Source organism: Mesorhizobium sp. M8A.F.Ca.ET.218.01.1.1 (genome assembly GCF_004791165.1).
Lineage (GTDB): Bacteria > Pseudomonadota > Alphaproteobacteria > Rhizobiales > Rhizobiaceae > Mesorhizobium.
The window spans coordinates 716,646-743,153 of sequence record NZ_SRUZ01000002.1 but is presented as its reverse complement, the minus strand read 5'-3'; the positions used below and the strand labels follow the sequence as shown (position 1 = coordinate 743,153).

The window sequence follows — 26,508 nt, the reverse complement described above, 5'->3', positions numbered from 1 at the left end:
GAAAAGTTCGTTTTGCGATCAAGAAAAATCAATAGACAGTTAAGTAACGGCGCGCACAATTGGTGCCTGGGAGGAAAGGAGAATCAACCTTGGGGACCGCAATGCGCGACCATCTTGAAATGGACCTGATGCTCAAAGGCTACGGCCTGACAACGGCCAAGATTCTTTATCATTTCCCCGACCACCCGCATCTCCTGCAGAGCTTCGTCTGGCAGGACTACGACATCGCTCCGAAGTTTCCGGTGCTGATCCGGTTCATCGAATTCTGGAAAGCCAAGCTGGATGGGCCGCTGCATTCGGTGGTCTATACGCACCAGAAGCTGATCGCCCCGAATGAATGGCGCAAGGTGGATGGAGAGTTCGTCCTGCACTGAGAGCAGTGGCGCATCCGGCTCGCTTGCGCTGGCGGCTAGCGGAAACGCCCATCTCTTTCGTCATCCACGGGCGGAGCAAGGAGCGAAGCGACGCGGCGCAGACCCGAGGATCCATGCCGCGACTCTGAAGCGTCGCGACGGTCCAGAATTCTGCACCGCCGCGCTCTACGATCAAGGTCACGGAATGGATCCTCGGGTCTTCGCGGCTGCTCCGCCCGTGGATGACGACGTTGAGGGCCTCGCCCCTCACACCGCCGGCGGGTTCAGTCGTGCGAAGCCTTCCTGGCGGCGATAGGGGAAGTACGGGTAGGGCGTGGTGACCTCGCTTGCCGCGTCCAGCTTCTTGACCTGCTCCGGCGTCAGCGTCCAACCGACGGCGCCGAGGTTCTGGCGCAGTTGCTCCTCGTTGCGGGCGCCGATGATAACAGATGAAACGGTCGGGCGCTGCAGCAGCCAGTTGATGGCGATTTGCGGAACCGTCTTGCCGGTCTCCTCAGCCACCGCGTCAAGCGCCTCCATGACCCTGTAGAGATGTTCGTCCTCGACCGGCGGGCCGAAGCTCGCGGTCTCGTGCAGGCGGCTCTTTTCCGGCAAGGGCTGGCCACGGCGGATCTTGCCGGTCAGGCGGCCCCAGCCGAGCGGACTCCACACCAACGCGCCGACGCCCTGGTCGAGGCCGAGCGGCATCAGCTCCCATTCATAGTCGCGGCCGAGCAGCGAATAGTAGACCTGGTGCGCGACATAGCGTGGGTAGCCGTGCGTCTGCGCCAAGCCGAGCGACTTCATCACTTGCCAGCCGGAGAAGTTGGAAACACCGACATAACGCAGCTTGCCCGAGCGAACGAGGCCGTCCAGCGTCGCCAGAACTTCCTCGATCGGCGTCCCGGCATCGAAGGCGTGCAGCTGCAGCAGGTCGATATAGTCGGTGCCGAGACGCTTCAGCGCGGCATCGACCGACTTGATCAGCCGCGAGCGTGACGAGCCGTGGTCGGCCGGGCCGTCGCCCATCGGCAGCGCGGTCTTGGTCGAGATCAGAACGGCGTCGCGGCGGCCTTTTATCGCCTCGCCGAGCACCTCTTCCGAGGCGCCGTTCGAATAGACGTCGGCGGTGTCGAAGAGGTTGACGCCGGCCTCGAGGCAGATGTCGATAAGCCGCCGCGCTTCTTGCGCGTCGCTGTTGCCCCAGGCGCCGAACAGTGGGCCGGATCCGCCGAAGGTTCCGGCGCCGAATGAAAGCGCCGGGACTTTCAAACCCGATGCGCCGAGACGTCGATAGTCCATTTTCTTGCTCCTGGTGGTTTGTGAAGAAGTGAGGCGATTCGGATGTCGGCTGATGTCACAACCGGACGGAGGCGGGCGCGCCTGATGTGGCGCCGCGATCGAGGCGCAGCGCCAGTCCGGCCACGGCGAGTGCCGCGAGCGGCAGCAGGGCAGCGACCCAAGTGAGCGAACCCAGTCCAAGGCCATGGGCGATGACCGCGCCGCCAAGCCAGGCGCCGGCGGCATTGCCGAGATTGAAGGCGGCGATGTTGAACGATGAGGCCAGGCTTTGGCCGGCGCCTTGCGCCTTTTCCAGCACCCACATCTGCAGTGGCGCCACGGTGGCGAAGGCGGCCGCACCGAGCAGGCCGACATAGATCACGGCCATGACCTGGCTGTGGATGGCGAAGCTCATCGTGGCAAGCACCAGCGCCAGCACCACGAGACTGCCGAGCACCGCCGGCACCAGCCAGCGATCGGCGACCTTGCCGCCTGCGAGATTGCCGGCGATGAGGCCACCGCCGAAGACGAGCAGAATCGGCGACACGGCTGCTTCCCCGAAGCCGCTGATCTCGGTGAGCAACGGAGCGATGTAGGTGAAGACGGCGAAGACGCCGGCATAGCCGAGCACCGTAGTGGCGAGGCCGAGCAGGACGGGCGTTCGGCGCAGCACAGCGAGATCGGCGCGCAAGTCGCTCTTCTCCGGCGTCGCCTGGCCACGCGGCACCAGGGCCAGGATGACGGCGAAGGCCGCGAGGCCGACCGCGGTCACTGCCCAGAAGGTCGCGCGCCAGCCAAAAGCCTGGCCGAGCCAGGTGCCGAAAGGTACGCCGAGGATGTTGGCGATGGTCAGGCCGGTGAACATCAGCGCGATCGCCGAAGCCTTCCTGTTGGGCGCGACCAGACCAGTGGCGACCACCGAGCCAACGCCGAAGAAAGTGCCGTGGGCAAAGGCGGTGATGATGCGGGCACCCATCAGCGTCCAGTAATCGGGCGCCAGCGCACAGGCGAGGTTGCCAACGGTGAAGATCGCCATCAGCGCCAGCAGCACGGTTTTGCGCGGCCAGTTGCCAGTGGCGATGGTCAACAGGGGTGCGCCGATGACGACACCGAGCGCATAACCCGAGATCAGTTGGCCGGCGGCCGAGATCGAGACACCAAGATCCTTACTGACATCGATGAGCAGGCCCATGATGACGAATTCGGTGACACCGATGCCAAAGGCACCGGCAGCGAGGGCATAGAGAGCAAGAGGCATGGCGGTTTCCACTTTGAAAGACGGGCCGTTCAGGCGATGAGCGCCTGTCCAACCCGCGCCCCGACCGGGAAGATCGTGTTGCCGAGTGCTGTGAACCAGACTTGATCAGGGCATATTTTCTGTGAAATAGATTCACAGATGGCCAGACCCGACATAAACCGTTCCGGCGAGATCGAAGTCTTCGTGCGCGTTGTCGAGGCAGGCAGCTTTTCCGCCGCGGCGCGCGCGCTGCGCATGACGCCGTCGGCCGTCAGCAAGCTGATCGCGCGGCTGGAAGCCCGGCTTGGCGCGCGGCTGGTCAGCCGCTCGACGCGCAAGCTGCTGCTGACGCCGGAAGGGGCGGCGTTTTATGAAAGCGGGCTACGCATCCTTGCCGACATGGCGGCGGCGGAGCGTGAGGCGGCCGCGGGCGCCGCGCCGCGCGGGCGGCTGCGCGTCAACACCTACGTGCCGTTCGGGGTGCACCGGCTGATCCCGCTGCTGCCGCGCTTCCTCGAACGCTATCCCGAAATCTCGGTCGATCTGGTGCTGACCGACAGTGTCATCGACCTGATGGCCGAACGCGCCGATGTAGCGATCCGGGCCGGGCCGCTCGGCGAATCACGGCTGGTGGCGCGCAAGCTCGGGCAGAGCCCGGTGGTCGTCGTTGCGGCCCCTTCCTACCTCGAGGTGCATGGCATGCCGCTGACGCCGGCCGATCTCGACACACACAACCGGATGGGCTTCGGCTTCGTCAGGCACATTGACGGCTGGCCGTTCCTCGACGCGCAGGGCAATGCCGTCATGATCCCGATCACCGGCAACGCGCTGGTCAGCGATGGCGAGGCGATGCGGCTGATGACGCTGGCCGGGGTAGGCATTTCCCGGCTGGCGCGCTGGCATGTGGCGGCCGATATCGCCGCCGGGCGGCTGGTGCCGCTGCTGGAGGATTTCAACCCGGGCGACGAGGAGGCGACGCACGCCGTCTATGTCGGCCAGGGCCGCCATCTGCCGGCACGGGTGCGGGCCTTTCTCGACTTTCTTGCCGAGACGGTTCGGCTGTAGTTGGAGCCGCGCGTCCATGGGATACGCGGCTTCGAAAAGGCCGGCTTTCCCGCAGGCTATGCCTTAGGGACGAAGGGCGCCGGACGCCGGCCGGCGCCCTGGCGCTCGACCATCCAGCCGGGATATTCGGCCGGCAAGGCGCTCACCTCATCCAGCCTGGCGAGATCGTCGGCATCGAGCTTGAGGCTGGTGGCGGCGAGGTTTTGTTCGAGCTGCTCCATGCGGCTGGCGCCGATTATCACGCTCATGACGAAAGGCTTGGCCAGGACATAGCCGAGCGCCACGGTGGCAACGCTGACATCATGCTTCCTGGCGACCTCGCGCATGGCGGCGACCGCTGCCCAGGCGCGCTCCTCGTTGACCGGCGGGAAGTTGAAGGACGCGCGGCGGCCCTCGCCATTGCCCGGCGCGCCAGGGCCGTATTTGCCGGACAGCAGGCCGCCGGCCATCGGCGACCACACCATCAGGCCGAGCTTCTCCTCGTTGATCAGCGGCACGATCTCGCGTTCGAGGTCGCGGCCGGCGATCGAATAATAGGACTGGATGGTCTCGAAGCCGGCAAAGCCCTTGCGGGCGGCGATGCCGAGCGCCTTGGCGATGCGCCAGGCCTGCCAGTTGGACACGCCGACATAGCGGACCTTGCCGCTGGAGACGAGATCATCGAGTGCCCGCAGCGTTTCGTCGATCGGCGTTACCGCGTCGGTGCCGTGCAACTGATAGAGATCGATATGGTCGAGCTGCAGCCGTTCGAGGCTGGCATCGACCGAATCCATGATGTGGCCGCGCGAGGAGCCGCGCTGGTTCGGCCCATCGCCGGTGGCGGCATGGACCTTGGTGGCGATGACCACGCTCGACCTGGCAATGCCGAGATCCCGGAGCGACTGGCCGAGCAGGCGTTCGGACTCGCCGAAGGAATAGACGTCCGCCGTGTCGAAGAAGTTGACACCGGCGGCAATCGAACGGCCGACGATCTCGTTGACGCCCTTCTGGTCGAGGCTGGCGATCAGGCCCCATTGGGCGTTCTGGCCGGCGGCGCCGAAGGTCATGGTGCCGAGGCAAAGTTCGGAAACGAAAAGCCCGGTATTTCCAAGCTGATTGTAGCGCATGGCGAAAGCTCCAGAGAAATGTGTGATGACACGAAACAAATAGGAACGGTACGTTTCGTTTCCAGTGCTGGCGCAGCGACCTCGTCGATCTGGCCCAACGGCTAGCGGCTGCCGAAGATGGCGGAGCCGACTCGTATGCTGGTGGCGCCAAAGGCGATCGCCGTTTCGTAATCGCCCGACATGCCCATCGACAGTCCGGCGACGCCGGCCTCCCGCGCCAGTTTTTCCAGCAAGGCGAAGTGCGGGCCGGGATTCTCGTCAGCCGGCGGGATGCACATCAGGCCTTCGATGGTGAGGCCGTGGACTTCCCGGCAGCGTTTGACGAAGGCGACCGCCTCGCGCGGTTCGATGCCGGCCTTTTGCGGTTCGGAACCGGTATTCACCTGGACATAGAGTTTTGGCGCCCGACCTTGCCGGACAATTTCCTTGGTGAGCTCGGCGGCGATCTTTTCGCGATCCACCGTTTCGATGACGTCGAACAGCGCTACCGCCTCCTTGGCCTTGTTCGACTGCAGCGGGCCGATCAGGTGCAATTCAATGTCGGGGAAAGCCTCCTTCAGGTCAGGCCATTTGCCTTGTGTTTCCTGGACGCGGTTCTCGCCGAAGACGCGCTGCCCGGCCTCGATCACGGGTTGGATATCGACGGCGTCGAAGGTCTTGGAGACCGCCACCAGCGTCACCGCGCCGGCTTCACGGCCAGCCTCCTGCTCGGCGGCGGCGATCCTCGCCTTGACCGCGAAAAACTGCTGAACGGTGTCGCCCATATGCAAATCCCGCTGTTTTGACCCGCGTTTTTGTCGGACGCGATGCCCATATGGTTGACGGGTTTGCCAAACCATGGTGAACACCCGGACCACATTTCGTGAACTGCCGGGCTCTTGCCCGCAGTCGGCATGCTTTTAAGTGAAAAACGTCCCATGGCAACCGAACGATACAATCCGCGCGCGTCAGAACCCAAATGGCAGAAGGCCTGGGCCGAAAAGAAGCTTTTCGAAGCGCACAATGACGATCCGCGCCCGAAATACTACGTGCTGGAAATGTTCCCCTATCCGTCGGGGCGGATCCATATCGGCCACACCCGCAACTATACGATGGGCGACGTGGTGGCGCGTTACAAGCGGGCCAAGGGCTTCAACGTGCTGCATCCGATGGGCTGGGACGCCTTCGGCATGCCGGCCGAAAACGCCGCCATGCAGAACAAGGTTCATCCCAAGGAGTGGACCTACCAGAACATCGCCACCATGCGCGAGCAGCTCAAGGTGATGGGCCTGTCGCTGGACTGGGCGCGCGAATTCGCCACCTGCGATGTCGATTACTACCACCGCCAGCAGATGCTGTTCCTCGACTTCGTCGAGAAGGGGCTGGTGACGCGCAAATCCTCCAAGGTCAACTGGGACCCGGAGGACATGACGGTGCTCGCCAACGAGCAGGTCATCGACGGACGCGGCTGGCGCTCCGGCGCGCTGGTCGAGCAGCGCGAATTGACGCAGTGGTTCTTCAAAATCACCGATTTCGCGCAGGACCTGCTGGATTCGCTCGACGGCCTCGACGAATGGCCCGAAAAAGTGAAGCTGATGCAGCAGAACTGGATCGGCCGTTCGGAAGGTCTGCTGATCCGCTGGCCGCTGGCCTCGGAAATTGCCGGCGAGCACGAGCTTGAGGTCTACACGACGCGGCCCGATACCATTTTCGGCGCCTCGTTCATGGCGATCGCCGCCGATCATCCGTTGGCCAAAAAGGCCGCCGAGACCAATCCGGCGCTGGCGAAATTCATCGACGAAGTCCGCCATATGGGCACTTCGGTGGCGGCGCTGGAGACGGCTGAGAAGAAGGGCTTCGACACCGGCATCCGCGTCGTCCATCCCTTCGACGGTACTTGGACGCTGCCGGTCTATGTCGCCAATTTCGTGCTGATGGAATATGGCACCGGCGCCATCTTCGGCTGCCCGGCGCATGACCAGCGCGACCTCGACTTCGCCAACAAATACGGCTTGCCGGTGGTGCCCGTGGTGATGCCGGACGGCGAGGACCCGTCGGCTTTCCAGGTGATCGACGTGGCCTATACCGACAATGGGGCGATGATCAACTCGCGCTTCCTTGATGGCATGACTCCGGACCGAGCTTTCGACGAGGTCGCCAGGCTGCTGGAACAAAAGACCATCGGTAATCGCCCCATGGCCGAGCGCAAGGTGAACTTCCGCCTGCGCGACTGGGGCATTTCGCGGCAACGTTACTGGGGCTGCCCGATCCCGATGATCCATTGCGAGGATTGCGGCGTGGTGCCGGTGCCGAAGGCCGACCTGCCGGTCAAGCTGCCGGACGATGTCGATTTCGACCGGCCGGGCAATCCGCTCGACCGTCACCCGACCTGGCGGCATGTGAAGTGCCCGCAATGCGGCAAGGACGCGCGCCGTGAAACCGATACGATGGACACGTTCGTCGATTCGTCCTGGTATTTCGCCCGCTTCACAGCGCCGTGGGCGGATGACCCGACCGATCCCAAGGCAGCGAACGAGTGGCTGGCGGTCGACCAGTATATTGGCGGCATCGAGCATGCGATCCTGCATCTGCTCTATTCACGCTTCTTCACCCGCGCCATGCGCGAGACCGGCCATGTCGACCTGGCCGAGCCGTTCAAGGGCCTGTTCACGCAAGGCATGGTCGTGCACGAAACCTACCGTGTCGGTTCGGCATCGAACGGCCGCTGGCTGGCGCCGGCCGAAGTGCGGCTGGAGGATGTCGACGGCAAGCGCCGCGCCATCGACATCGCCACCGGCGATGCGGTCACCATCGGCCCGCTCGAAAAGATGTCGAAGTCGAAGAAGAACACGGTGAGCCCGGAAGACATCACCGATGGCTACGGCGCCGACACGGCGCGCTGGTTCATGCTGTCGGATTCGCCGCCCGAACGCGATGTCGAGTGGACCGACGATGGTGCGGCCGGCGCGCATCGCTTCATGCAGCGCATCTGGCGGCTGGTGTCGACGGCGGCCGAGACGCTGGCAGGCATCGCACCGAAGGCCGCCAATGATGGCGAGGCCGGAGCGGTTTCCAAGGCCGCGCACAAAATCCTGAAGGCGGTCGGCGAAGACATCGAGAAGCTCGCCTTCAACCGTGCCATCGCCCGCATCTATGAACTGGCCAACGCGCTGACCACTCCGCTCAACGAGGTGACGGAAGGCAAGGCTGATACGGCGCTGAAAAGCGCTTGCCGCGAGGCCGTGGAGATCATGGTGCATCTGATCGCGCCCGTGATGCCGCACCTTGCCGAAGAGTGCTGGGAGGTGCTGGGCGGCACCGATCTGCTCGCCGAACGGCCGTGGCCGGTCTTCGATCCGGCGCTGGTCGTCGACAACGAAGTCACCTATCCGGTGCAGGTCAACGGCAAGAAGCGGGGCGATTTGACAATTGCCCGCGACGCGGACCAAGGTGCGGTCGAAAAAGCGGTCTTGGCTCTCGACTTCGTGCAGAAAGCACTTGAAGGTAAGGCTCCGCGCAAGGTGATCATCGTGCCGCAGAGGATCGTCAATGTCGTTGCCTGATCGGGAAAAGACAGAGTTGAGCGGTCTGCTGCGCCGCATCGCGCTTGCCGGTCTTGTCGGTTCGCTTGCGCTCGTCTCGGCCTGCCAGGTGCGGCCGCTCTATTCCAGCGCGCCGCTGTCGACCGGCTCGACCGCCAATGCCGAGTTGGCGTCGATTGCCGTCAAGCCGGTCCGGACGCGTTATGCCCAGCAGGTGCGCAACAATCTGATCTTCGGGTTCGGGCGCGGCGCCGGCGAACCGGCCTCGCCGCTTTATTCGCTCGATCTCGGCGTGACCGAAGCCGTTGAATCCTCGGCGCTGGTCCAGGTTGGAACCGATCAAGACGAGCCGACCGCCGGTTCGGTGACACTGACCGCCGGCTACACGCTAACCGATGCGAAAACCGGCGCGGTGATCGCGGTCGGCAAGCGGGCGATCACCTCGTCCTTCGACAGGCCGCGTCAGGAGTTTGCTTCCTACCGGGCGCAGATCGACGCCGAGAACCGTGCCGCGCGCGAACTGGCCGAAGCCCTGCAACTGTCCATCGCCCAGGATCTGGCCCGGCACGGCAAGACGGCCAGCTAGCGCGAGTCGCCGCATCAGAAGAGGCCGAATCGCCCCTCTCTCCTTGATCGCATTTCCTGTTCCCGGCGATCGGACTCGTCGGCAGCCGTGCTGTTTGGCGGCATGTAAATCTCCGCCCGCTGGTTGTCACGCGAGCAAAGGCTCGCCCTTTTTCCAATAGCCGCATTCGGATGAGCAACCGGTTGTGGAAACACGATCGGCTGCTCGAATTCCTCATCGTGCGGCGTCGCCGCGAAAGATGCGTCTCGATCGCTCCAGCGACGCTGACAGGAAGCAACTGTTAACCACTCGCTCCCTATTGCTCAGCAGACATTTCACAGTGAGTCTTGAGCATGGAAGCCAGGCGTTTTTCTCGGGTCAATTCGTTGCACGCAGTTTCGCCCGATGACCCCCAAGGAGAGCGTTCCGGCGGCCCGCGCGGCAAGGCGGATGTTCGCCAGCCCGGCGCTTCTCACGCAGGTCATTCCGAGCGGGTCGCCGATTTCGGCGGCGACACCGAAAGCCCTGCCTGGCAAGAGTATTTTTTCCTTGCGCCCAATGTGCGTTTTACACGCACGCCGGACTATGAGCCCAAGCATCGCCAGCAGGACGAGGTTGCCGGGGAGGGTTGCCCGCAGGCGCTCCCGACGCAGCAGGCCGGGCCTGGCGCCGTCATGCATCGCGGGGCGTCACCGGCCGGGTCCGCTCAGCCAGCGCGCGGCGGCGAGACGTCGAAAGGCGTTGTGCCGGCGGCTCCGAAGGTGCCCGCAACGGCACCAGCGGCCACGCGTCCGGCACCCGTCGCCGGGAATGGCGCGCCGGCCAAAGCAGCCACCGCTGAAAAAGCCCGGCGGCCCTATCTTTCGGATCACGCCTTCTTCGAGGGCCTGGCGCCCCTTCTGGTCGATGTGACGTCGCCGGTCCGGCAGGTCAGCCCGGCTCCGCGCGCACCGGTCGCGGCTCCACCGCTTGCCGCGGCGCGAGCCGACGTCTCCGCGTCCGCCGCGGCCGATGTCACCGCCTTGTTCCGTGTCATCGAATGCCTTCCCGGCCAGGCACCGTCCGCCCAGCCCGACGTCTTTCCGGCCAACTCCAACAAGGCCGTGGCCGAGCCGTCCGTTCCGGCTGGCAGGGCTGCCCGGCAGGCTCGGATGGCGGCCGCAGTCGCACCTGCCGCAAGCAGCGCCGCCCCGGCGCCGATTGTGCAACGCGTGGGCGAAGCCGTTCCCGCAGCGCGCGCACCGTCGCTGCCCATGGCTGGCAAGGTTGCCCAGCCGGAGACGGGCGAAGGCTACGAGCTTCCCTCGGAGGAGCTGCTGCAGCAGCCTCCCGAGGGCCAAGGCTTCTACATGTCGCAGGAGCGGCTCGAGCAGAATGCCGATCTCCTGGAAAGCGTGCTGGAGGATTTCGGCGTGCGCGGCGAGATCATCCACGTGCGCCCCGGCCCGGTCGTCACCCTCTACGAATTCGAGCCGGCGCCAGGCGTCAAATCCTCGCGCGTCATTGGTCTCGCCGACGACATCGCCCGCTCCATGTCGGCGGTCTCGGCGCGCGTCGCCGTGGTGCCCGGTCGCAACGTCATCGGCATCGAGCTGCCGAACGAGACCCGCGAAACCGTCTATTTCCGCGAACTGATCGAATCGCAGGGCTTCCGCAAAACCAGCTGCAAGCTGGCGCTTTGCCTTGGCAAGACGATCGGCGGCGAACCTGTCATCGCCGAGCTGGCGAAGATGCCGCACCTGCTCGTCGCCGGCACCACCGGCTCCGGCAAGTCGGTCGCCATCAACACCATGATCCTGTCGCTGCTCTACCGGCTGAAGCCGGAAGAATGCCGGCTGATAATGGTCGACCCGAAGATGCTCGAACTGTCCGTCTATGACGGCATCCCGCACCTTCTGACCCCTGTCGTCACGGACCCCAAGAAGGCCGTTACCGCGCTCAAATGGGCGGTGCGCGAGATGGAGGACCGCTATCGCAAGATGGCGCGGCTCGGCGTGCGCAACATCGACGGCTACAACGAGCGCGCCGCCCAAGCCCGCGACAAGGGTGAGACGGTCGTCATGACCGTGCAGACCGGCTTCGAGAAGGGCACCGGCGAACCGCTGTTCGAACAGCAGGAAATCGACCTCGCGCCGATGCCCTACATCGTCGTCATCGTCGACGAGATGGCCGACCTGATGATGGTCGCCGGCAAGGAGATCGAAGGCGCCATCCAGCGCCTGGCGCAGATGGCGCGGGCCGCCGGCATCCACCTGATCATGGCGACGCAGCGGCCTTCGGTCGACGTCATCACCGGCACGATCAAGGCCAATTTCCCGACCCGCATCTCCTTCCAGGTCACCTCCAAGATCGACAGCCGCACCATCCTGGGCGAGCAGGGCGCCGAACAGCTGCTCGGCCAGGGCGACATGCTGCACATGATGGGCGGCGGGCGCATCGCCCGTGTGCACGGCCCCTTCGTGTCCGACGCCGAGGTCGAGCATGTCGTGGCGCATCTGAAGGCGCAGGGCCGCCCCGAATATCTGGAGACGGTGACGGCCGACGAGGATGAAGAAGAAGAGGAAGGCGACCAGGGAGCGGTCTTCGACAAGGGAGCCGTTGCCGCCGAGGATGGCGATTCCAGCTATGACGAGGCGGTCAAGGTGGTGTTGCGCGACAAGAAATGTTCGACGTCCTACATCCAGCGCCGCCTCGGCATCGGCTACAACCGCGCCGCGTCACTGGTCGAACGGATGGAGAAGGAAGGTCTGGTCGGCGCACCGAACCATGTCGGCAAGCGCGAGATCATGGCGGGCAAGCGCCAGCCGGCGGCCGCGCTCCCCGATGACGGCACGGACTGACCGGGCAGGCTGCTCCTGATCCGCAGCGCGTAAAAAAGGCCGGTTGCCCGGCCTTTTTTTGTATCTGGTGTCGGACCGCTCAGCCGATCTTCTGGCCGGTCTTGGCCCAGTCGGCGAGGAAAGCGGCAAGGCCCTTGTCGGTCAGCGGATGGTTGACCAGCGCCTTCAGCGTCGCCGGCGGCGCGGTGATGACGTCGGCGCCGATGAGAGCCGCCTGCTTGACGTGGTTCACCGTTCGCACGGAAGCGGTCAGGATTTCGGTCTGGAAATCGAAATTGTCGTAGATCTGACGGATCTCCTGGATCAGCTCCATGCCGTCCGAGCCGGTATCGTCGATGCGGCCGACGAAGGGCGAGATGAAGGAAGCGCCGGCCTTGGCGGCGAGCAGCGCCTGGTTGGCCGAGAAGCACAGCGTGACATTGACCATGCGGTTCATCTCGGTGCGGATGGTCTTGCAGGCCTTCAGGCCGTCCAGCGTCAGCGGCACCTTGATGCAGACATTAGGCGCGATCTTGGCCAGCACTTCGGCCTCCGCCATCATCTGCTTGTATTCGATCGCCACGACTTCCGCCGAGACAGGCCCTTCGACGATGTCGCAGATCTGCTTGGTGACCTCGGCGATCTTGCCGCCCGATTTCAGGATCAGCGAGGGGTTGGTGGTGACGCCATCGAGCAGTCCCAGATCGTTCAGTTCCTTGATCTCTTTGATATCGGCGGTGTCGGCAAAAAATTTCATGGCGGGTCTCCTGACGATTTCGTCGTGCTTGGGAAGGCGCGTTCAGCGTTGCTCTTTGATCTAGACCAAAGTCAGGGCAAGGTCACGCCTCATGATCGAAGATTCGCCCTTTGTCGCGGCCGCACCGGTGCTGGTGCCGATGCCGGCCGAACGTCCCTACACCTATGCCGTGCCGGCCGGCATGCGGGTGGTGCCGGGTTCGATCGTGCGCGTGCCGCTTGGGCCGCGCCAGGTCGCCGGCATCGTCTGGGACGGCACGGTCGAGCAGGTCGATGCCAGGAAATTGCGCCCGATCGAGCAGGTTTTCGACTGTCCGCCGATCGACCGCGCCATGCGCCGCTTCGTCGACTGGGTGGCGCAATACACGCTGTCGGCGCCGGGCATGGTGGCGCGCATGCTGCTCAGGGCGCCGGAGGCCTTTGATCCCGAACCCTGGATCGAGGGGCTGCAGCGCACCCTGCTTGTGCCCGACCGGATGACGGATGCGCGGGCACGCGTGCTGGAGACGGCCGAGGGTGGGTTGGCCTGGACGCGCTCCGGCCTCGCGCACGCCGCCGGCGTGTCGTCGACGGTGATCGAGGGGCTGAAAGCGCAGGGCGTGTTTGAGACGGTGATGATCCCGCCGCGCCCGGTGGTGGCCGCGCCTGACCCAAGCTATGCCGTTCCCGAACTGATGCCGGACCAGAACGAGGCCGCGTCAATGCTGCGCGCCAATGTCGCGGCCGGCGAGTTCAATGTCGCGTTGCTCGACGGCGTCACCGGTTCGGGCAAGACGGAGGTCTATTTCGAGGCGGTGGCGGCCGCGCTCGAGCAGGGCGGCCAAGTGCTCATCCTGCTGCCGGAAATCGCGCTGACGCATGCCTTCCTCGAACGCTTCCAGCAGCGTTTTGGCGCCAAGCCGGCCGAGTGGCATTCCGACCTGCCGCCGCGAATGCGCGAAAAAGTCTGGCGGCAAGTGGCGGAAGGCGGCGTGCGCGTCGTCGCCGGCGCGCGCTCGGCGCTGTTCCTGCCATTCAAGGAGCTTGGCCTGATCGTCGTCGACGAGGAACACGACCCCGCCTACAAGCAGGAAGACCGCGTCTTCTACAATGCGCGCGACATGGCCGTCGTGCGCGGCCATATAGGCGGCTTCCCCGTGGTCCTGGCGTCGGCGACACCGTCGGTCGAGAGCCGGGTCAATGCCAGCCAAGGCCGCTATGCCAGGGCTGTGCTTTCCGCCCGCTTCGCCGAGGCGGCACTTCCCGACCTCAAGTCGATCGACATGCGGCGCGCGCCACCGGCGCGTGGCGGCTTCCTGTCGCCGGTGCTGATCGACCATATGCGCCGGACGCTGGAGAAGAAGGAGCAGTCGCTCTTGTTCCTCAACCGACGCGGCTACGCGCCGCTGACGCTGTGCCGGGTCTGCGGCCATCGCTTCGGCTGCCCGGTGTGCTCGGCCTGGCTGGTCGAACACCGCTTTCGCGGCCAGTTGGTCTGCCACCATTGCGGTCACAATGAGCGCCGTCCCGAAGCCTGCCCGGAATGCGGCACGCTCGACCACCTGGTCGCTTGCGGTCCGGGGGTCGAGCGCATCGCCGAGGAGGTCGTCACGCATTTCCCGGACGCGCGCACCATCGTGCTGTCGTCGGATATCATGGGGGGTGTACGACGGTTGCGGCTGGAGCTGGAGGCAATCGCCAATGGCGAGGCCGATATCGTCATCGGCACGCAACTGGTCGCCAAGGGCCACAATTTCCCTGATATGACGCTGGTCGGCGTCGTCGATGCCGATCTCGGCCTTGCCAATGGCGATCCGCGCGCCGCCGAGCGCACCTTCCAGTTGCTCAGCCAGGTGACCGGCCGTGCCGGCCGCACCGGCAAGAAGAGCCTGGGCCTGCTGCAGACGTTCCAGCCCGACCATCCGGTGATGCGGGCGATCGTCTCCGGCGACGCCGAATCTTTCTACCAGCGTGAGATTTCTGAGCGCGAACGCGCTGCCTTGCCGCCCTTCGGCCGGCTGGCCGGCGTCATCGTCAGCGCCGTGACGCGGGCGGAGGCGGAAGGCCATGCCCGCGGCCTGCGCCGCGCCGCGCCCGAGGCGTCGGACCTGTTCGTGCTCGGGCCGGCCGAGGCGCCGCTGTCCCTGCTCGGCGGCCGCCATCGCTTCCGCCTGCTGATCCAGGGCGAGCGCCGCGCCGACATGCAAGGTTTTATCAGAGCTATGCTGGCCAATGGACCGAAACAGCGCGGCTCGGTCCGGGTGCAGGTCGACATCGACCCGCAGAGCTTTCTGTAGGGACGCAATTTCAGCTACAGCTGTCTCGGCGAGAGAAACGGAAAGATCACATGAAAACCCTTGGCCTGCTCGGCGGCATGAGCTGGGAATCGACCGCCATCTATTATCGCCTGCTCAACGAGATCGTGCGCGAGCGGCTGGGTGGGCTGCATTCGGCGAAGCTTCTCATGTGGTCGTTCGATTTCGCCGAGATCGCCGAGCGGCAGCATCATGGTGATTGGGACGGCGCCGGCGCGCTGCTGGTCGATGCCGCGCGCAAGCTCGAGGCCGGCGGCGCGGAAGGCTTGCTTCTGTGCACCAACACCATGCACAGACTGGCTGACCAGGTGCAGGCTTCGGTGTCGATCCCGCTCATCCACATTGCCGATGCCACGGCGGTGGCGGTCAAGCGCGCAGGCATGCAGCGCCCGACGCTGCTGGCGACGCGCTTCACCATGGAGCAGGATTTCTACAAGGGCCGGCTCGCCGACAAATACGGCCTGTCGCCTGTCGTGCCCGATGCGGCCGGGCGCGACATGGTGCATCGCGTCATCTATGACGAGTTGTGCCAGGGCATCGTGACCGGAGCCTCGAAGGCCGCTTATATCGAATTGGCCGAACGCCTGCGCCGTGAAGAGGCCGCCGACAGCATCATCATGGGCTGCACGGAGATCACCATGCTCATCGGCCAGGGCGATTTCGACATTCCGGTTTTCGACACGACGCGCATCCATGCCGAGGCGGCGGTGGAATTCGCGCTCGGTTGATGCGGGTCTCCTAAAGTGCCTTGAGCCATCTGGCGCGGCATTTTTCCTCCGCTAGAATGCCCGCGATTTCAAAATAGGCATTTCGAGGGACACGATGGATTTTGCGCTTCCATGGCCGACGAGCCAGGGCGAATGGCTGGCCTGGTCGAGCGCGGTCTTCACAGTGCTGCTCGGCCTTCTGTTTTTCCTGGCGCCGGGCTTGGCGTTCCGCATCCTGCGCCTGCAGGCGAAACCCGAGAAGGCGGCGGCGATCGCCGAGGGGCGAGGCCGCATGTCGGGCTTCTATCTCGGGGTCGGCCTGTGCTGCATCCTGCTCGCGCAGCCGCTGGTCTACATGGCGCTCGGCTTCTCCTGGCTGTTCACTGCCTTCGGCCGGCTGCTGTCGATGATGTCGGATGGCGCCAATACGCCTTTCAATTGGGTTTCCATTGTGGTGGAATTGGCGCTCGCGGCCTTGCCGCTCGCCTTTGCCTTCGGCTTTGTGCCCTGAATCCAAGGGTATTCCGGCGCGCAGGACGCTGATCTTTCGCCGGATGCGACAATAGTGCCTGAAAACCATGCGGAACGACGCATTGCGGTCTTAAAATGCCTGTGCTAGACGGCAATCGACTTTCGGCCGGGGATAGCGGAAGCCGCGCCTCCGTGCTTGGAAAAATGCAGTAAGGTCAAAGATTTAGCCAGAGTTTTTGCTCGCGCCAACAATCTGCGGCCTGTCAGACAAGAGAAAAGACGGTCCGTGGCCCAATCGTCATCGCCAATCTCAGGTGTCGCAGAGCGCTATGCCGGTTCGCTGTTCGAACTGGCATCGCAAGCAAATTCCGTGGCCAAGGTCGAGGCCGACCTCAACGGTTTCGAGGCACTGCTCGCGGGGAGCGCGGACCTCACCCGGCTGATCAACAGCCCGGTGTTCTCCAGCGAAGACCAGGCCAAGGCCATCGCGGCGATCGCCGACAAGGCAGGCATCACCGGCCTGACCGGCAATTTCCTGCGCGTCGTCGCCAAGAATCGCCGCCTGTTCGCGGTGCCCGGCATGATCAAGGCGTTCCGCCAGATCGCGGCCGAAGCCCGTGGCGAGGCTGCGGCCGAAGTGACGTCGGCTCATGAGCTGACCGCGGCCCAGCAGACCGAACTCAAGGCGGCGCTGAAAAGCGTTGCCGGCAAGGACGTGGCCATTTCCGTCACCGTTGACCCGTCGCTGCTCGGCGGGCTGGTGGTCAAGATGGGCTCGCGCCAGATCGATACGTCGCTCAAAACCAAACTCAATTCGCTCAAGCTTGCACTGAAAGAGGTCGGCTGATGGACATCCGCGCCGCGGAAATTTCCGCAATTCTGAAAGACCAGATCAAGAATTTCGGCAAGGAGGCCGAGGTCTCCGAAGTCGGACAGGTGCTGTCCGTCGGTGATGGTATCGCCCGTGTCTACGGCCTCGACAATGTCCAGGCCGGCGAAATGGTCGAATTCCCCGGCGGCATCCGCGGCATGGCGCTCAACCTCGAAGCCGACAATGTCGGCGTCGTCATCTTCGGCGCCGACCGCGACATCAAGGAAGGCGACACCGTCAAGCGCACCGGCGCCATCGTCGACGCGCCTGTCGGCCCCGGCCTGCTCGGCCGCGTCGTCGACGCGCTCGGCAATCCGATCGACGGCAAAGGTCCGATCAAGGCGGTCGAGCGCAAGCGCGTCGACGTCAAGGCGCCCGGCATCATCCCGCGCAAGTCGGTGAACGAGCCGATGTCGACCGGCCTCAAGGCCATCGATGCGCTGATCCCGGTCGGCCGCGGCCAGCGCGAGCTGGTCATCGGCGATCGCCAGACCGGCAAGACGGCCATCATCCTCGACACGATGCTCAACCAGAAGTCGGTGCACGACAACGGCCCCGAGAAGGAAAAGCTCTACTGCGTCTACGTCGCCGTCGGCCAGAAGCGCTCGACCGTCGCGCAGTTCGTCAAGGTGCTGGAAGAGCGCGGCGCGCTCGAATATTCGATCATCGTCGCCGCCACCGCTTCCGATCCGGCGCCGATGCAGTTCCTGGCGCCGTTCACGGCTTGCACCATGGGCGAGTATTTCCGCGACAACGGCATGCATGCGCTGATCAGCTATGACGATCTGTCGAAGCAGGCCGTCGCCTATCGCCAGATGTCGCTGTTGCTGCGCCGCCCGCCGGGCCGCGAAGCCTATCCGGGCGACGTCTTCTACCTGCACTCGCGCCTGCTCGAGCGCGCCGCCAAGCTCAACGACGATCTGGGTGGCGGCTCGCTGACCGCGCTGCCGGTCATCGAGACGCAGGCCAACGACGTTTCGGCCTACATCCCGACCAACGTGATCTCGATCACCGACGGTCAGATCTTCCTCGAAACCAACCTGTTCTTCCAGGGCATCCGTCCGGCCGTCAACGTCGGCCTGTCGGTGTCGCGCGTCGGTTCGTCGGCGCAGATCAAGGCGATGAAGCAGGTTGCCGGCTCGATCAAGGGCGAGCTCGCGCAGTACCGCGAAATGGCTGCTTTCGCGCAGTTCGGCTCGGATCTCGATGCCGCCACGCAGCGCCTGCTCAACCGCGGCTCGCGCCTGACCGAGCTCTTGAAGCAGCCGCAGTTCTCGCCGCTGAAGACGGAAGAGCAGGTCGCGGTGATCTTCGCCGGCGTCAACGGCTATCTCGACAAGCTGCCGGTCAACCAGGTCGGCAAGTTCGAGCACGGCCTGCTCAGCCACATGCGTTCGGCCGGCAAGGACGTGCTTGACGCCATCCGCAAGGAAAAGGCGCTGTCGGACGATCTGCGCGCCAAGCTGAAGGCCGAGATCGACGCCTTCGCCAAAACCTTCGCCTGAGCGAAGTGCCAGTCCGGATGAGACAAGACGGGATCAGGTTTGAAGCATGCCTTCATTAAAAGACCTTCGTAACCGTATCGCCTCGGTCAAGGCGACGCAGAAGATCACCAAGGCGATGCAGATGGTCGCCGCGGCGAAGCTGCGCCGTGCGCAAGAGGCGGCGGAAGCGGCGCGTCCCTATTCGGAGCGCATGGGTTCCGTGCTGGCCAACATCACCCAGGCTGTCGGTGGCGGTGGCGATGCCCCGGCGCTGATGACCGGAACCGGCAAGGACGACGTGCATCTGCTCGTCGTCTGCACCGCCGAGCGTGGCCTGTGCGGCGGCTTCAATTCGCAGATCGCCCGTCATGCCCGCGACCATATCCGCAGGCTCCTGGCCGACGGCAAGCAGGTCAAGATCATCTGCGTCGGCAAGAAGGGTTTCGACATCCTGCGCCGCGACTATGCCGCGATGATCATCGAACGCGTCGATCTGCGCGAGGTCAAGACGCTCGGCTTCGTCAATGCCGATGCGATCGCCCGCAAGGTCATCCATCTGTTCAACGAGGGCGCCTTCGACGTCTGCACGCTGTTCTACTCGCAGTTCAAGTCGGTGATCAGCCAGGTTCCGACCGCGCAGCAGATCATTCCGGCAGCGTCCGCCTCTTCGGCTCAGCCCGAAACGGCGGATGGCGCCAGCGCCGTCTACGAGTATGAGCCGGAGCCGGGCGAAATCCTGTCCGACCTCATCCCGCGCAACATCGCGGTGCAGATATTCCGTGCGCTGCTCGAAAACGCGGCGGGCGAAATGGGCGCCAAGATGAGCGCCATGGACAATGCGACGCGCAACGCCGGCGAGATGATCAACAAGCTGTCGATCACCTACAACCGCCAGCGGCAGGCGCAGATCACCAAGGAACTGATCGAAATCATTTCGGGCGCCGAGGCGCTCTAGGCGCGGTCAGCGGGTCATTGGCCCGCGAACCGGACCGCGTGAGAAACAAAGGACGAAAAGGGTAAAGACGATGGCGAAAGCAGCGACCCCGAAGACGGCAGCCCCCAAGGCAGCAGCTCCCGCGAAGGCGGCCAAGGCTCCGGCAGCAAAGGCGGCTCCGGCCAAGGCGGCAGCAGCGCCGGCCAAGGCCGCCGCTGCCAAGACGCAGGCCGTGGCCACCAAGGCGACCGGCGTTGTCGGCAAGGTCCGCCAGGTCATCGGCGCCGTCGTCGACGTGCAGTTCGGCGAGCATCTGCCGCCGATCCTGAACGCGCTCGAGACCAACAATGTCGGTAATCGCCTGGTGCTCGAAGTTGCGCAGCATCTGGGTGAAAACACCGTGCGCTGCATCGCCATGGACTCCACCGAAGGCCTGGTGCGTGGCCAGGAAGTGCGTGACACCGGCGGCCCGATCGCCGTGCCGGTCGGCCCGGGCATGCTCGGCCGTATCATCAACGTCATCGGCGAGCCGGTCGACGAGGCAGGCCCGGTCGACGCGGTCGAATTGCGCTCGATCCACCAGCCGGCTCCGGCCTATATCGAACAGTCGACGGAAGCGCAGATCCTGATCACCGGCATCAAGGTGCTCGACCTGCTCGCGCCCTACGCCAAGGGCGGCAAGATCGGCCTGTTCGGCGGCGCCGGCGTCGGCAAGACCGTGCTGATCCAGGAACTGATCAACAACATCGCCAAGGCGCATGGTGGTTACTCGGTGTTCGCCGGTGTCGGCGAGCGCACCCGCGAAGGCAACGACCTTTATCACGAGTTCATCGAATCCGGCGTCAACAAGAAGGGTGGCGGCGAAGGCTCGAAGGCGGCGCTGGTGTACGGCCAGATGAACGAGCCGCCGGGCGCGCGCGCCCGCGTCGGCCTGACCGGCCTGACGGTCGCTGAATATTTCCGCGACCAGGGCCAGGACGTGCTGTTCTTCGTCGACAACATCTTCCGCTTTACGCAAGCGGGTTCGGAAGTGTCGGCTCTGCTCGGCCGTATCCCGTCGGCCGTGGGCTATCAGCCGACGCTCGCCACGGACATGGGCGCGCTGCAGGAACGCATCACCACCACCACCAAGGGCTCGATCACCTCGGTGCAGGCGATCTACGTGCCGGCCGACGACTTGACCGACCCGGCGCCGGCGACCTCGTTCGCCCACCTTGACGCGACGACGACGCTGAACCGTTCGATCGCCGAAAAGGGTATCTATCCGGCTGTCGATCCGCTGGACTCGACCTCGCGCATGCTCGACCCGCTGGTCGTCGGCGACGAGCACTATGCCGTTGCCCGCCAGGTGCAGTCGATCCTCCAGCGCTACAAGTCGCTGCAGGACATCATCGCCATCCTGGGCATGGACGAGCTCTCGGAAGAGGACAAGCAGACCGTGGCCCGCGCCCGCAAGATCGAGCGCTTCCTGTCGCAGCCGTTCTTTGTCGCCGAAGTGTTCACCGGCGCGCCGGGCAAACTGGTCGACCTCGCCGATACCATCAAGGGGTTCAAGGGCCTCTGCAACGGCGACTATGACCACCTGCCGGAAGCCGCCTTCTACATGGTCGGCGGCATCGACGAAGCGGTCGAGAAGGCACAGCGCCTCGCGGCTGAAGCGGCTTAATCAAGGGAATAGGGAGTAGTCAGTAGTCAGTAGTGAATAGCAGCTGGGTGATCGGGGCGGTTGTCCTCTCTCCCTACTTCCTACTCACTATTCCCTACTCACTAAATTGACATGGCTGAAGCTTTCAAGTTCGAACTGGTCTCGCCGGAGCGCCTGCTGGTTTCCGCCGAGGTCGAATCCGTGGTCATTCCGGGCGCCGAGGGCGAGATGACCGTCATGGCCCATCACGCGCCGGTCATGACCACGATCAAGCCGGGCGTCGTCACGGTGAAGAATGCCTCGGGCAGCGAAGAACGCTATGTCGTGTTCGGCGGCTTCGCCGACATCGTCCCGGCCGGCTGCACGCTTCTGGCGGAATCGGCTGTGGCGGTGAAGGATGTCGACCGCGCCGACCTCGCCCGCCGCATCAAGGAAGCCAGGGAAGACGCCGCCGACGCCAAGGACGACCAGTCGCGCAGCAAGGCGGAGCAGTTCCTTAGCCAGCTCACCACGCTGGAAGGCGCAATCCTGCCGGCCTAAAATTCGGTTCAGATGACTTGATGAAAAGCGGGGCCTTGCCTCGCTTTTTTGTTTGTTGGGGTGTCAGGCGTTTCAGCTGCGGCGGCGATATCGTACCGCCGACATCGAGGTCCTGTACCGCCTGTTGACCCGTCCAGCTCCGCCTTACGGTCCTTCGCCGTCTATGCCGAGCGCGGCGAAGGCCAAGGTCGTGCCGTCCCTCCGCAGATGGACAAGATGGATGGCCACGAGTTCGATCAGCGTCTGGCGTTCGGCGTGATCCCCGGCGAAGCCGGCCAGATCGAACACCGCCGTCACGGTTTCGTTGGCCGGCAGCTGCTGGTCCAAAAGCGCCATCAGCTCCGCATCGAGCGGATCGGTGAAATGGCCCTCCGGCAAGCTCTTTCCGCGCGCCGCGCAGGCGGCGATCCAGGCTGCCACCACCAGCGTGAGGTGGACCAGCTCGGTGCCGGCCTCCAGGCACTCGATGGCCGAGGCAATGATGCGCTGCGGCAGTTTCTGGCTGCCGTCATTGGCGATCTGCGCCGTGCGGTGGGCAAGTGCCGTGTTCGAAAAACGCTCGGCAAGCTCGGCCGTATAGGCCGATGTGTCGAGGCCGGCATCGTCAGGCAATGTCGATTTGGCCTCCTCCCACAGCGCATCGACGAACCGCCGGATCGCCGGATCGGCGAAGGCGCGATCGACCGTGGGGTGGCCGCTGAGCAGGCCAAGATAGGCGATGCCCGAATGCGCGCCGTTGAGCAGCCTCAGCTTCATGTCCTCGAAGGGGGCAACATCGCCGACCATGGTGACGCCGAATTTTTCCCAGGCCGGACGCCCGGCCGGGAAGTCGTCCTCGATCACCCATTGGCGGAAAGGTTCGGTCATCACGGGCCAGGCGTCCTCGATGCCAAGTTCGCCTGATATCCGCGCCCGGTCGGCATCGGTCGTGGCCGGCACGATGCGGTCGACCATGCTCGAGGGAAATGCGACCTGACCGGCGATGTGGCCGGCAATTCCAGCACCGCCCGCCGAACCAGGCCTGGCATCGCGCAATTCAGCGAATTCGATCAGCAGCCTGTGCAAGGTGGCGCCGTTGGCCGGCAGGTTGTCGCAACACAGCACGGTAAAGGGCGGGGTGCCGGCGGCCAGCCTCCGGGCGAGCGCTTCGGTCAGAAAACCATGCGCGGTCTTCGGCTGTTGCGGATTGGCCAGGTCGTGGACGATGTCGGGATGCGCCGTGTCCAGCCCGCCGCCGGCCGCCCGCAAATAGGCTTTCTCGGTGATGGTCAACGTCACGATGCGGGTGCGGGGATCGGTCAGCACCGCCAGCACCGCAGCCGGGTCCTCCGGCGCCACCAGCAGCGAGCCGATGGAACCGATGACATGCAGCTTCTCGCCGCCGCTGCCTCGAACCGCCAGTGTGTACAGCCCATCCTGCGGCGCCAGCGCGTCGCGGGTGTCGGCGCTGCGCAACGACACGCCTGTTATGCCCCAGCCCGTCTCGCCGGCGGCCAGGCACTCATCGATGTACGCGGCCTGATGGGCCCGGTGAAAGGCGCCGACGCCGAGATGCACAATGCCCGGCGTAATCGCGCCACGATCGTATCGAGGCGCGGCGACCTTGGTCGGCAAAGCCTGCGCCGTGCGGTTGGAAAGGCGAAGGGCTGTCATCGGTTTGCGGCACTCATCTCGGGGAACGGCTGGTCATGGGATGGCTGGTGAGCCACGGGCGGATCGCAAGCGGCGTAACATCGGCGGCGCCTGCCGACAATGCTCAGCATTGCTCAAAAGTCATCATACAACAATCCAATTTTTGTATGTTGACATTATTTCCAGCCAACCCTACCGATAGCGACCCTGGGAGGATGCCCGTGGCACTGACGAATGCGGATTTGCTGTTTCCAGCCGAGGCGCGTCCGCTCTCGATCGCCCGCGATCTCTACGCCGGCATCAAGGACCTGCCCATCATCAGCCCGCACGGCCACACCGACCCGCGCTGGTATGCGCTAAACGAGCCGTTCCCCGATCCCGCGCAACTGCTCATCGTGCCGGACCACTATATTTTTCGCATGCTGTTCAGCCAGGGCGTGCGGCTGGAGGCTCTCGGCGTGCCAACGCTCGATGGCGCGCCCGTCGAGACCGATGGCAGGGCGATCTGGCGGCTGTTCGCCGAGCACTATCATCTCTTCCGTGGCACGCCGACCCGGCTGTGGTTCGACCATGTGCTTGCGCATCTGTTCAGCATCGAAGAGCCGTTGAGCGCCGCAACCGCAGATCGCCATTACGACACGATCGCGACGGTGCTGCAGTGGGAGAACTACCGCCCCCGCGCCCTGTTCGAGCGCTTCAACATCGAGGTCATCGCAACGACCGAAGGTGCGCTCGACGATCTCAAATGGCACCAGATGATCGGCGACAGCGGCTGGGAGGGCCGCGTCGTCACCGCCTATCGGCCGGACGCCGTCATAGATCCCGATTTCGAGGGGTTTTCGGTCAATCTCGACCGGCTCGGCGAGATCACCGGGTGCGACACCGGGACCTGGGCCGGCTATCTCGACGCGCACCGCCAGCGGCGCGCCTTGTTCAAGAGCTTCGGCGCGACCTCGTCGGATCATGGCCATCCTACGGCCGAGACCGCCAACCTTTCCGATGCTGCGGCGCAGGAGCTGTTCAACCGGATTCGCTCCGGCTCGCAGGACGAGCGTGAACGAAAGCTGTTTCGCGCCCAGATGCTGACCGAAATGGCCAAGATGAGCCGGGATGACGGGCTGGTGATGCAGATTCATCCCGGCTCCTGGCGCAATCATTCGCCTGGAATTTTCCAGAAATTCGGCAGGGACAAAGGCTTCGATATCCCGACCCGCACCGATTATGTGACGGCGCTGAAGCCGCTGCTCGACTGCGTCGGGCTCGAGCGCGACCTGACCGTCATTCTGTTCACGCTGGATGAGAGCAGTTACGCGCGCGAGCTGGCGCCGCTGGCCGGCGTCTACCCGGCGCTGAAGCTCGGGCCGGCCTGGTGGTTCCACGACAGCCCGGAAGGCATGCGCCGTTTCCGCGAGATGACCACCGAGACCGCCGGCTTCTACAACACCGTCGGCTTCAACGACGACACGCGCGCCTTTCCCTCGATCCCGGCCCGTCACGACGTGGCGCGGCGGGTCGACTGCGCGTTCCTGGCGCGCCTCGTCGCCGAGCACAGGCTGCGCGAGGACGAGGCTCATGAACTCGCGAAGGAGCTTGCCTACACGCTCGCCAAGACGGCGTACCGGCTCTGAACGGGACGCTCCGATTTTTCAAAGGGAGGAAGTCATGTTGCATTTTTCGAAATTGACGGCGGCCACATTCGCCTTCGGTTCGCTGCTGATCGGCATTGCAAATGCCGAGACCGTGCTGCGATCCTCGGATACCCATCCGGACGGCTATCCGACCGTCGAAGCGGTCAAGTACATGGGCGACCTCATCAAGCAGCGCACCGCCGGCCGCTATTCGATCGAGGTCTATCACTCGGCGCAGCTCGGTGAGGAGAAGGACACGATCGAGCAGACCCAGGCCGGGGTCATCGACCTCGACCGTGTCTCGATGGGACCGTTCAACGGTATCGTGCCGGAAACCGCCGTGCCGTCGCTGCCCTACATGTTCCGCTCGGTCGAGCACATGCGCCATGTCATGGACGGGCCGATCGGCGACCAGATACTCAAGGCGTTCGAGGCGCATGACCTCGTCGGCCTCGCCTTCTACGATTCCGGCGCGCGTTCCTTCTACAACACCAAGAAGGACATCACCTCGATGGCGGACATGAAAGGCATGAAGTTCCGCGTCATCCAGTCCGACGTGTTCGTCGACATGGTCAACGCGCTTGGCGCCAATGCCACGCCGATGGCCTATGGCGAGGTCTACTCGGCGCTGCAGACCGGCGTCATCGACGGCGCCGAGAACAACTGGCCGAGCTTCGAATCCGCCAAGCACTACGAAGTGGCCAAGCACTACACCATGGACCAGCACCAGATCGTGCCGGAAGTGCTGGTCATGTCGAAGGCAAGCTGGGAGAAGCTGTCGCCGGAAGACCAGGCGATCGTGCGGCAGGCGGCCAAGGACAGCGTCGTGAAGATGCGCGAGCTCTGGGACGCGCAGGAGAAGAAGTCGCGCGACATCGTCGAGAAGGCCGGCGTCAAGGTCAGCGAGATCGACAAGCAGCCGCTGATCGACGCAATGAAGCCGGTCTACGACAAATATTTGTCGACGCCGGAACTGAAGGATCTGGCGGCGAAGATACAGGCCGAGAAATGAACGGGGCTAACAGGTCAGGCAGCGCGAGGACTCCTGCGCTGCCTTCGGACGCCCCTGCCACGAGAGGCTTCTGGCTCGCTGCCGAGCGCGTTCTCTCCGGGCTTGCCCGGCTGGCGTTGTGGGTCAGCGGCGCCGGCCTGACGCTGATGACGATCATCATCTTCTGGCAGGTCTTCTCGCGCTACATGCTGAACCGCTCGCCGAGCTGGACGGAATCCTTCTCGGTGCTGCTGATGGGCTGGTTCATCTTCCTGGGTGCGGCCGTCGGCGTGCGCGAGCGCACGCATCTGGGCTTCGACGTATTGCTCTATGTCCTGCCTGTTTCGGCCAAGGCGGTGCTGCGCAGCATTTCCGATCTTGTCGTGCTGGCCTTCGGCGCCGGCATGATCGTCTACGGCGTGCAACTGGCGAGGCTGACCTGGAATACGGTGATGCCTTCGCTCGCCCTGCCGGGCGGCGTCAGCTTCCTGCCGGTCATCCTGGGAGGCGCGTTGGTCTGCCTGTTTTCACTGGAACGGCTGGCCGGGCGTTTTGCCGGCCTGCCCGTCGACGCCGACATCCATGCAACCGGCGAGGAGGTCTGAACC

General features: G+C 64.6%; 22 protein-coding genes. 16 read left to right on the top strand and 6 right to left on the bottom strand.

Annotation, left to right across the window (positions count from 1 at the left end; all coding sequences use genetic code 11):
• The first annotated feature begins 101 nt into the window (after positions 1–101).
• A complete protein-coding gene (locus tag EN861_RS09830; protein ID WP_023784217.1) occupies positions 102–374 on the top strand; it encodes an usg protein in 273 nt (90 codons plus the stop codon).
• Between the two features lie 246 nt (positions 375–620).
• Here the strand turns inward: EN861_RS09830 and EN861_RS09825 are convergent, their stop codons facing one another.
• Together EN861_RS09825 and EN861_RS09820 are read right to left on the bottom strand one after the other, a co-directional pair.
• Complete coding sequence (locus EN861_RS09825; RefSeq protein WP_135863299.1) at positions 621–1,655, bottom strand: aldo/keto reductase; 1,035 nt, start codon at positions 1,653–1,655, stop codon at positions 621–623.
• A 55-nt stretch (positions 1,656–1,710) separates the two neighbouring features.
• Positions 1,711–2,892 carry an MFS transporter gene (locus EN861_RS09820; RefSeq protein ID WP_135863297.1) on the bottom strand — a complete coding sequence of 394 codons (1,182 nt, stop codon included), beginning with the start codon at positions 2,890–2,892 and terminating at the stop codon, positions 1,711–1,713.
• Positions 2,893–3,030: 138 nt separating this feature from the next.
• On the opposite strand from EN861_RS09820, the gene EN861_RS09815 reads away from it, so the two are divergent.
• Positions 3,031–3,936, top strand: coding sequence for a LysR family transcriptional regulator (locus tag EN861_RS09815; RefSeq protein ID WP_135863295.1), 906 nt, complete (start codon positions 3,031–3,033; stop codon positions 3,934–3,936).
• A 56-nt stretch (positions 3,937–3,992) separates the two neighbouring features.
• Here EN861_RS09815 and EN861_RS09810 read toward each other — a convergent pair whose 3' ends face one another.
• Together EN861_RS09810 and EN861_RS09805 are read right to left on the bottom strand one after the other, a co-directional pair.
• Positions 3,993–5,042 carry an aldo/keto reductase gene (locus EN861_RS09810; protein WP_135863294.1) on the bottom strand — a complete coding sequence of 350 codons (1,050 nt, stop codon included), beginning with the start codon at positions 5,040–5,042 and terminating at the stop codon, positions 3,993–3,995.
• A 101-nt stretch (positions 5,043–5,143) separates the two neighbouring features.
• Complete coding sequence (locus EN861_RS09805; RefSeq protein ID WP_127873373.1) at positions 5,144–5,806, bottom strand: YggS family pyridoxal phosphate-dependent enzyme; 663 nt, start codon at positions 5,804–5,806, stop codon at positions 5,144–5,146.
• Positions 5,807–5,959: 153 nt separating this feature from the next.
• Between EN861_RS09805 and leuS the strand changes: the two genes are divergently transcribed.
• The 3 genes from leuS (at position 5,960) to EN861_RS09790 (ending at position 11,968) form a co-directional block, all read left to right on the top strand.
• Positions 5,960–8,584 carry a leucine--tRNA ligase gene (gene leuS, locus EN861_RS09800; RefSeq protein WP_135863291.1) on the top strand — a complete coding sequence of 875 codons (2,625 nt, stop codon included), beginning with the start codon at positions 5,960–5,962 and terminating at the stop codon, positions 8,582–8,584.
• Complete coding sequence (gene lptE / locus EN861_RS09795) at positions 8,571–9,149, top strand: LPS assembly lipoprotein LptE (protein ID WP_127279371.1); 579 nt, start codon at positions 8,571–8,573, stop codon at positions 9,147–9,149. Before leuS ends, lptE begins: the two co-directional genes overlap by 14 nt.
• 332 nt (positions 9,150–9,481) lie before the next feature.
• Positions 9,482–11,968, top strand: a complete 2,487-nt coding sequence (locus EN861_RS09790) for a DNA translocase FtsK (protein WP_135863288.1) — start codon at positions 9,482–9,484, stop codon at positions 11,966–11,968.
• Positions 11,969–12,047: 79 nt separating this feature from the next.
• On the opposite strand, the gene fsa is transcribed toward EN861_RS09790, so the two are convergent.
• Positions 12,048–12,704 carry a fructose-6-phosphate aldolase gene (fsa, locus tag EN861_RS09785; RefSeq protein WP_127275648.1) on the bottom strand — a complete coding sequence of 219 codons (657 nt, stop codon included), beginning with the start codon at positions 12,702–12,704 and terminating at the stop codon, positions 12,048–12,050.
• Positions 12,705–12,795: 91 nt separating this feature from the next.
• Between fsa and EN861_RS09780 the strand changes: the two genes are divergently transcribed.
• The 8 genes from EN861_RS09780 to EN861_RS09745 all read left to right on the top strand — a co-directional run bounded on the left by EN861_RS09780 (position 12,796) and on the right by EN861_RS09745 (position 21,649).
• A complete protein-coding gene (locus EN861_RS09780) occupies positions 12,796–14,979 on the top strand; it encodes a primosomal protein N' (protein WP_127275647.1) in 2,184 nt (727 codons plus the stop codon).
• A gap of 50 nt (positions 14,980–15,029) precedes the next feature.
• Positions 15,030–15,725 (top strand): aspartate/glutamate racemase family protein, encoded by a 696-nt coding sequence (locus tag EN861_RS09775; RefSeq protein WP_127275646.1) that lies wholly within the window; start codon positions 15,030–15,032, stop codon positions 15,723–15,725.
• Between the two features lie 94 nt (positions 15,726–15,819).
• Entirely contained in the window at positions 15,820–16,215 is a 396-nt protein-coding gene (locus EN861_RS09770) for a DUF4345 family protein (protein ID WP_127275645.1), read from the top strand.
• Between the two features lie 246 nt (positions 16,216–16,461).
• A complete protein-coding gene (locus EN861_RS09765; RefSeq protein WP_127275644.1) occupies positions 16,462–17,022 on the top strand; it encodes a F0F1 ATP synthase subunit delta in 561 nt (186 codons plus the stop codon).
• A complete protein-coding gene (atpA, locus tag EN861_RS09760; protein ID WP_127275643.1) occupies positions 17,022–18,551 on the top strand; it encodes a F0F1 ATP synthase subunit alpha in 1,530 nt (509 codons plus the stop codon). The genes EN861_RS09765 and atpA overlap by 1 nt, the downstream gene beginning before the upstream one ends.
• Before the next feature lie 46 nt (positions 18,552–18,597).
• Positions 18,598–19,485, top strand: coding sequence for a F0F1 ATP synthase subunit gamma (locus tag EN861_RS09755; protein ID WP_127275642.1), 888 nt, complete (start codon positions 18,598–18,600; stop codon positions 19,483–19,485).
• Positions 19,486–19,555: 70 nt separating this feature from the next.
• Positions 19,556–21,130 carry a F0F1 ATP synthase subunit beta gene (atpD, locus tag EN861_RS09750; protein ID WP_167531538.1) on the top strand — a complete coding sequence of 525 codons (1,575 nt, stop codon included), beginning with the start codon at positions 19,556–19,558 and terminating at the stop codon, positions 21,128–21,130.
• Positions 21,131–21,241: 111 nt separating this feature from the next.
• Positions 21,242–21,649 (top strand): F0F1 ATP synthase subunit epsilon, encoded by a 408-nt coding sequence (locus EN861_RS09745; RefSeq protein ID WP_135863286.1) that lies wholly within the window; start codon positions 21,242–21,244, stop codon positions 21,647–21,649.
• A gap of 144 nt (positions 21,650–21,793) precedes the next feature.
• Here the strand turns inward: EN861_RS09745 and EN861_RS09740 are convergent, their stop codons facing one another.
• Entirely contained in the window at positions 21,794–23,302 is a 1,509-nt protein-coding gene (locus EN861_RS09740) for a mannitol dehydrogenase family protein (RefSeq protein WP_135863284.1), read from the bottom strand.
• Positions 23,303–23,496: 194 nt separating this feature from the next.
• On the opposite strand from EN861_RS09740, the gene uxaC reads away from it, so the two are divergent.
• The 3 genes from uxaC to EN861_RS09725 are packed head-to-tail and all read left to right on the top strand — an operon-like array spanning position 23,497 to position 26,505.
• A complete protein-coding gene (uxaC, locus tag EN861_RS09735; RefSeq protein WP_189343591.1) occupies positions 23,497–24,909 on the top strand; it encodes a glucuronate isomerase in 1,413 nt (470 codons plus the stop codon).
• Between the two features lie 34 nt (positions 24,910–24,943).
• Positions 24,944–25,921: a TRAP transporter substrate-binding protein gene (locus EN861_RS09730; protein ID WP_127275636.1), complete on the top strand. Its 978-nt coding sequence runs from the start codon at positions 24,944–24,946 to the stop codon at positions 25,919–25,921.
• On the top strand, positions 25,918–26,505 hold the full coding sequence (locus tag EN861_RS09725; protein WP_189343590.1) for a TRAP transporter small permease: 588 nt from the start codon (positions 25,918–25,920) through the stop codon (positions 26,503–26,505). The genes EN861_RS09730 and EN861_RS09725 overlap by 4 nt, the downstream gene beginning before the upstream one ends.
• The last annotated feature ends 3 nt before the right edge of the window (positions 26,506–26,508 follow it).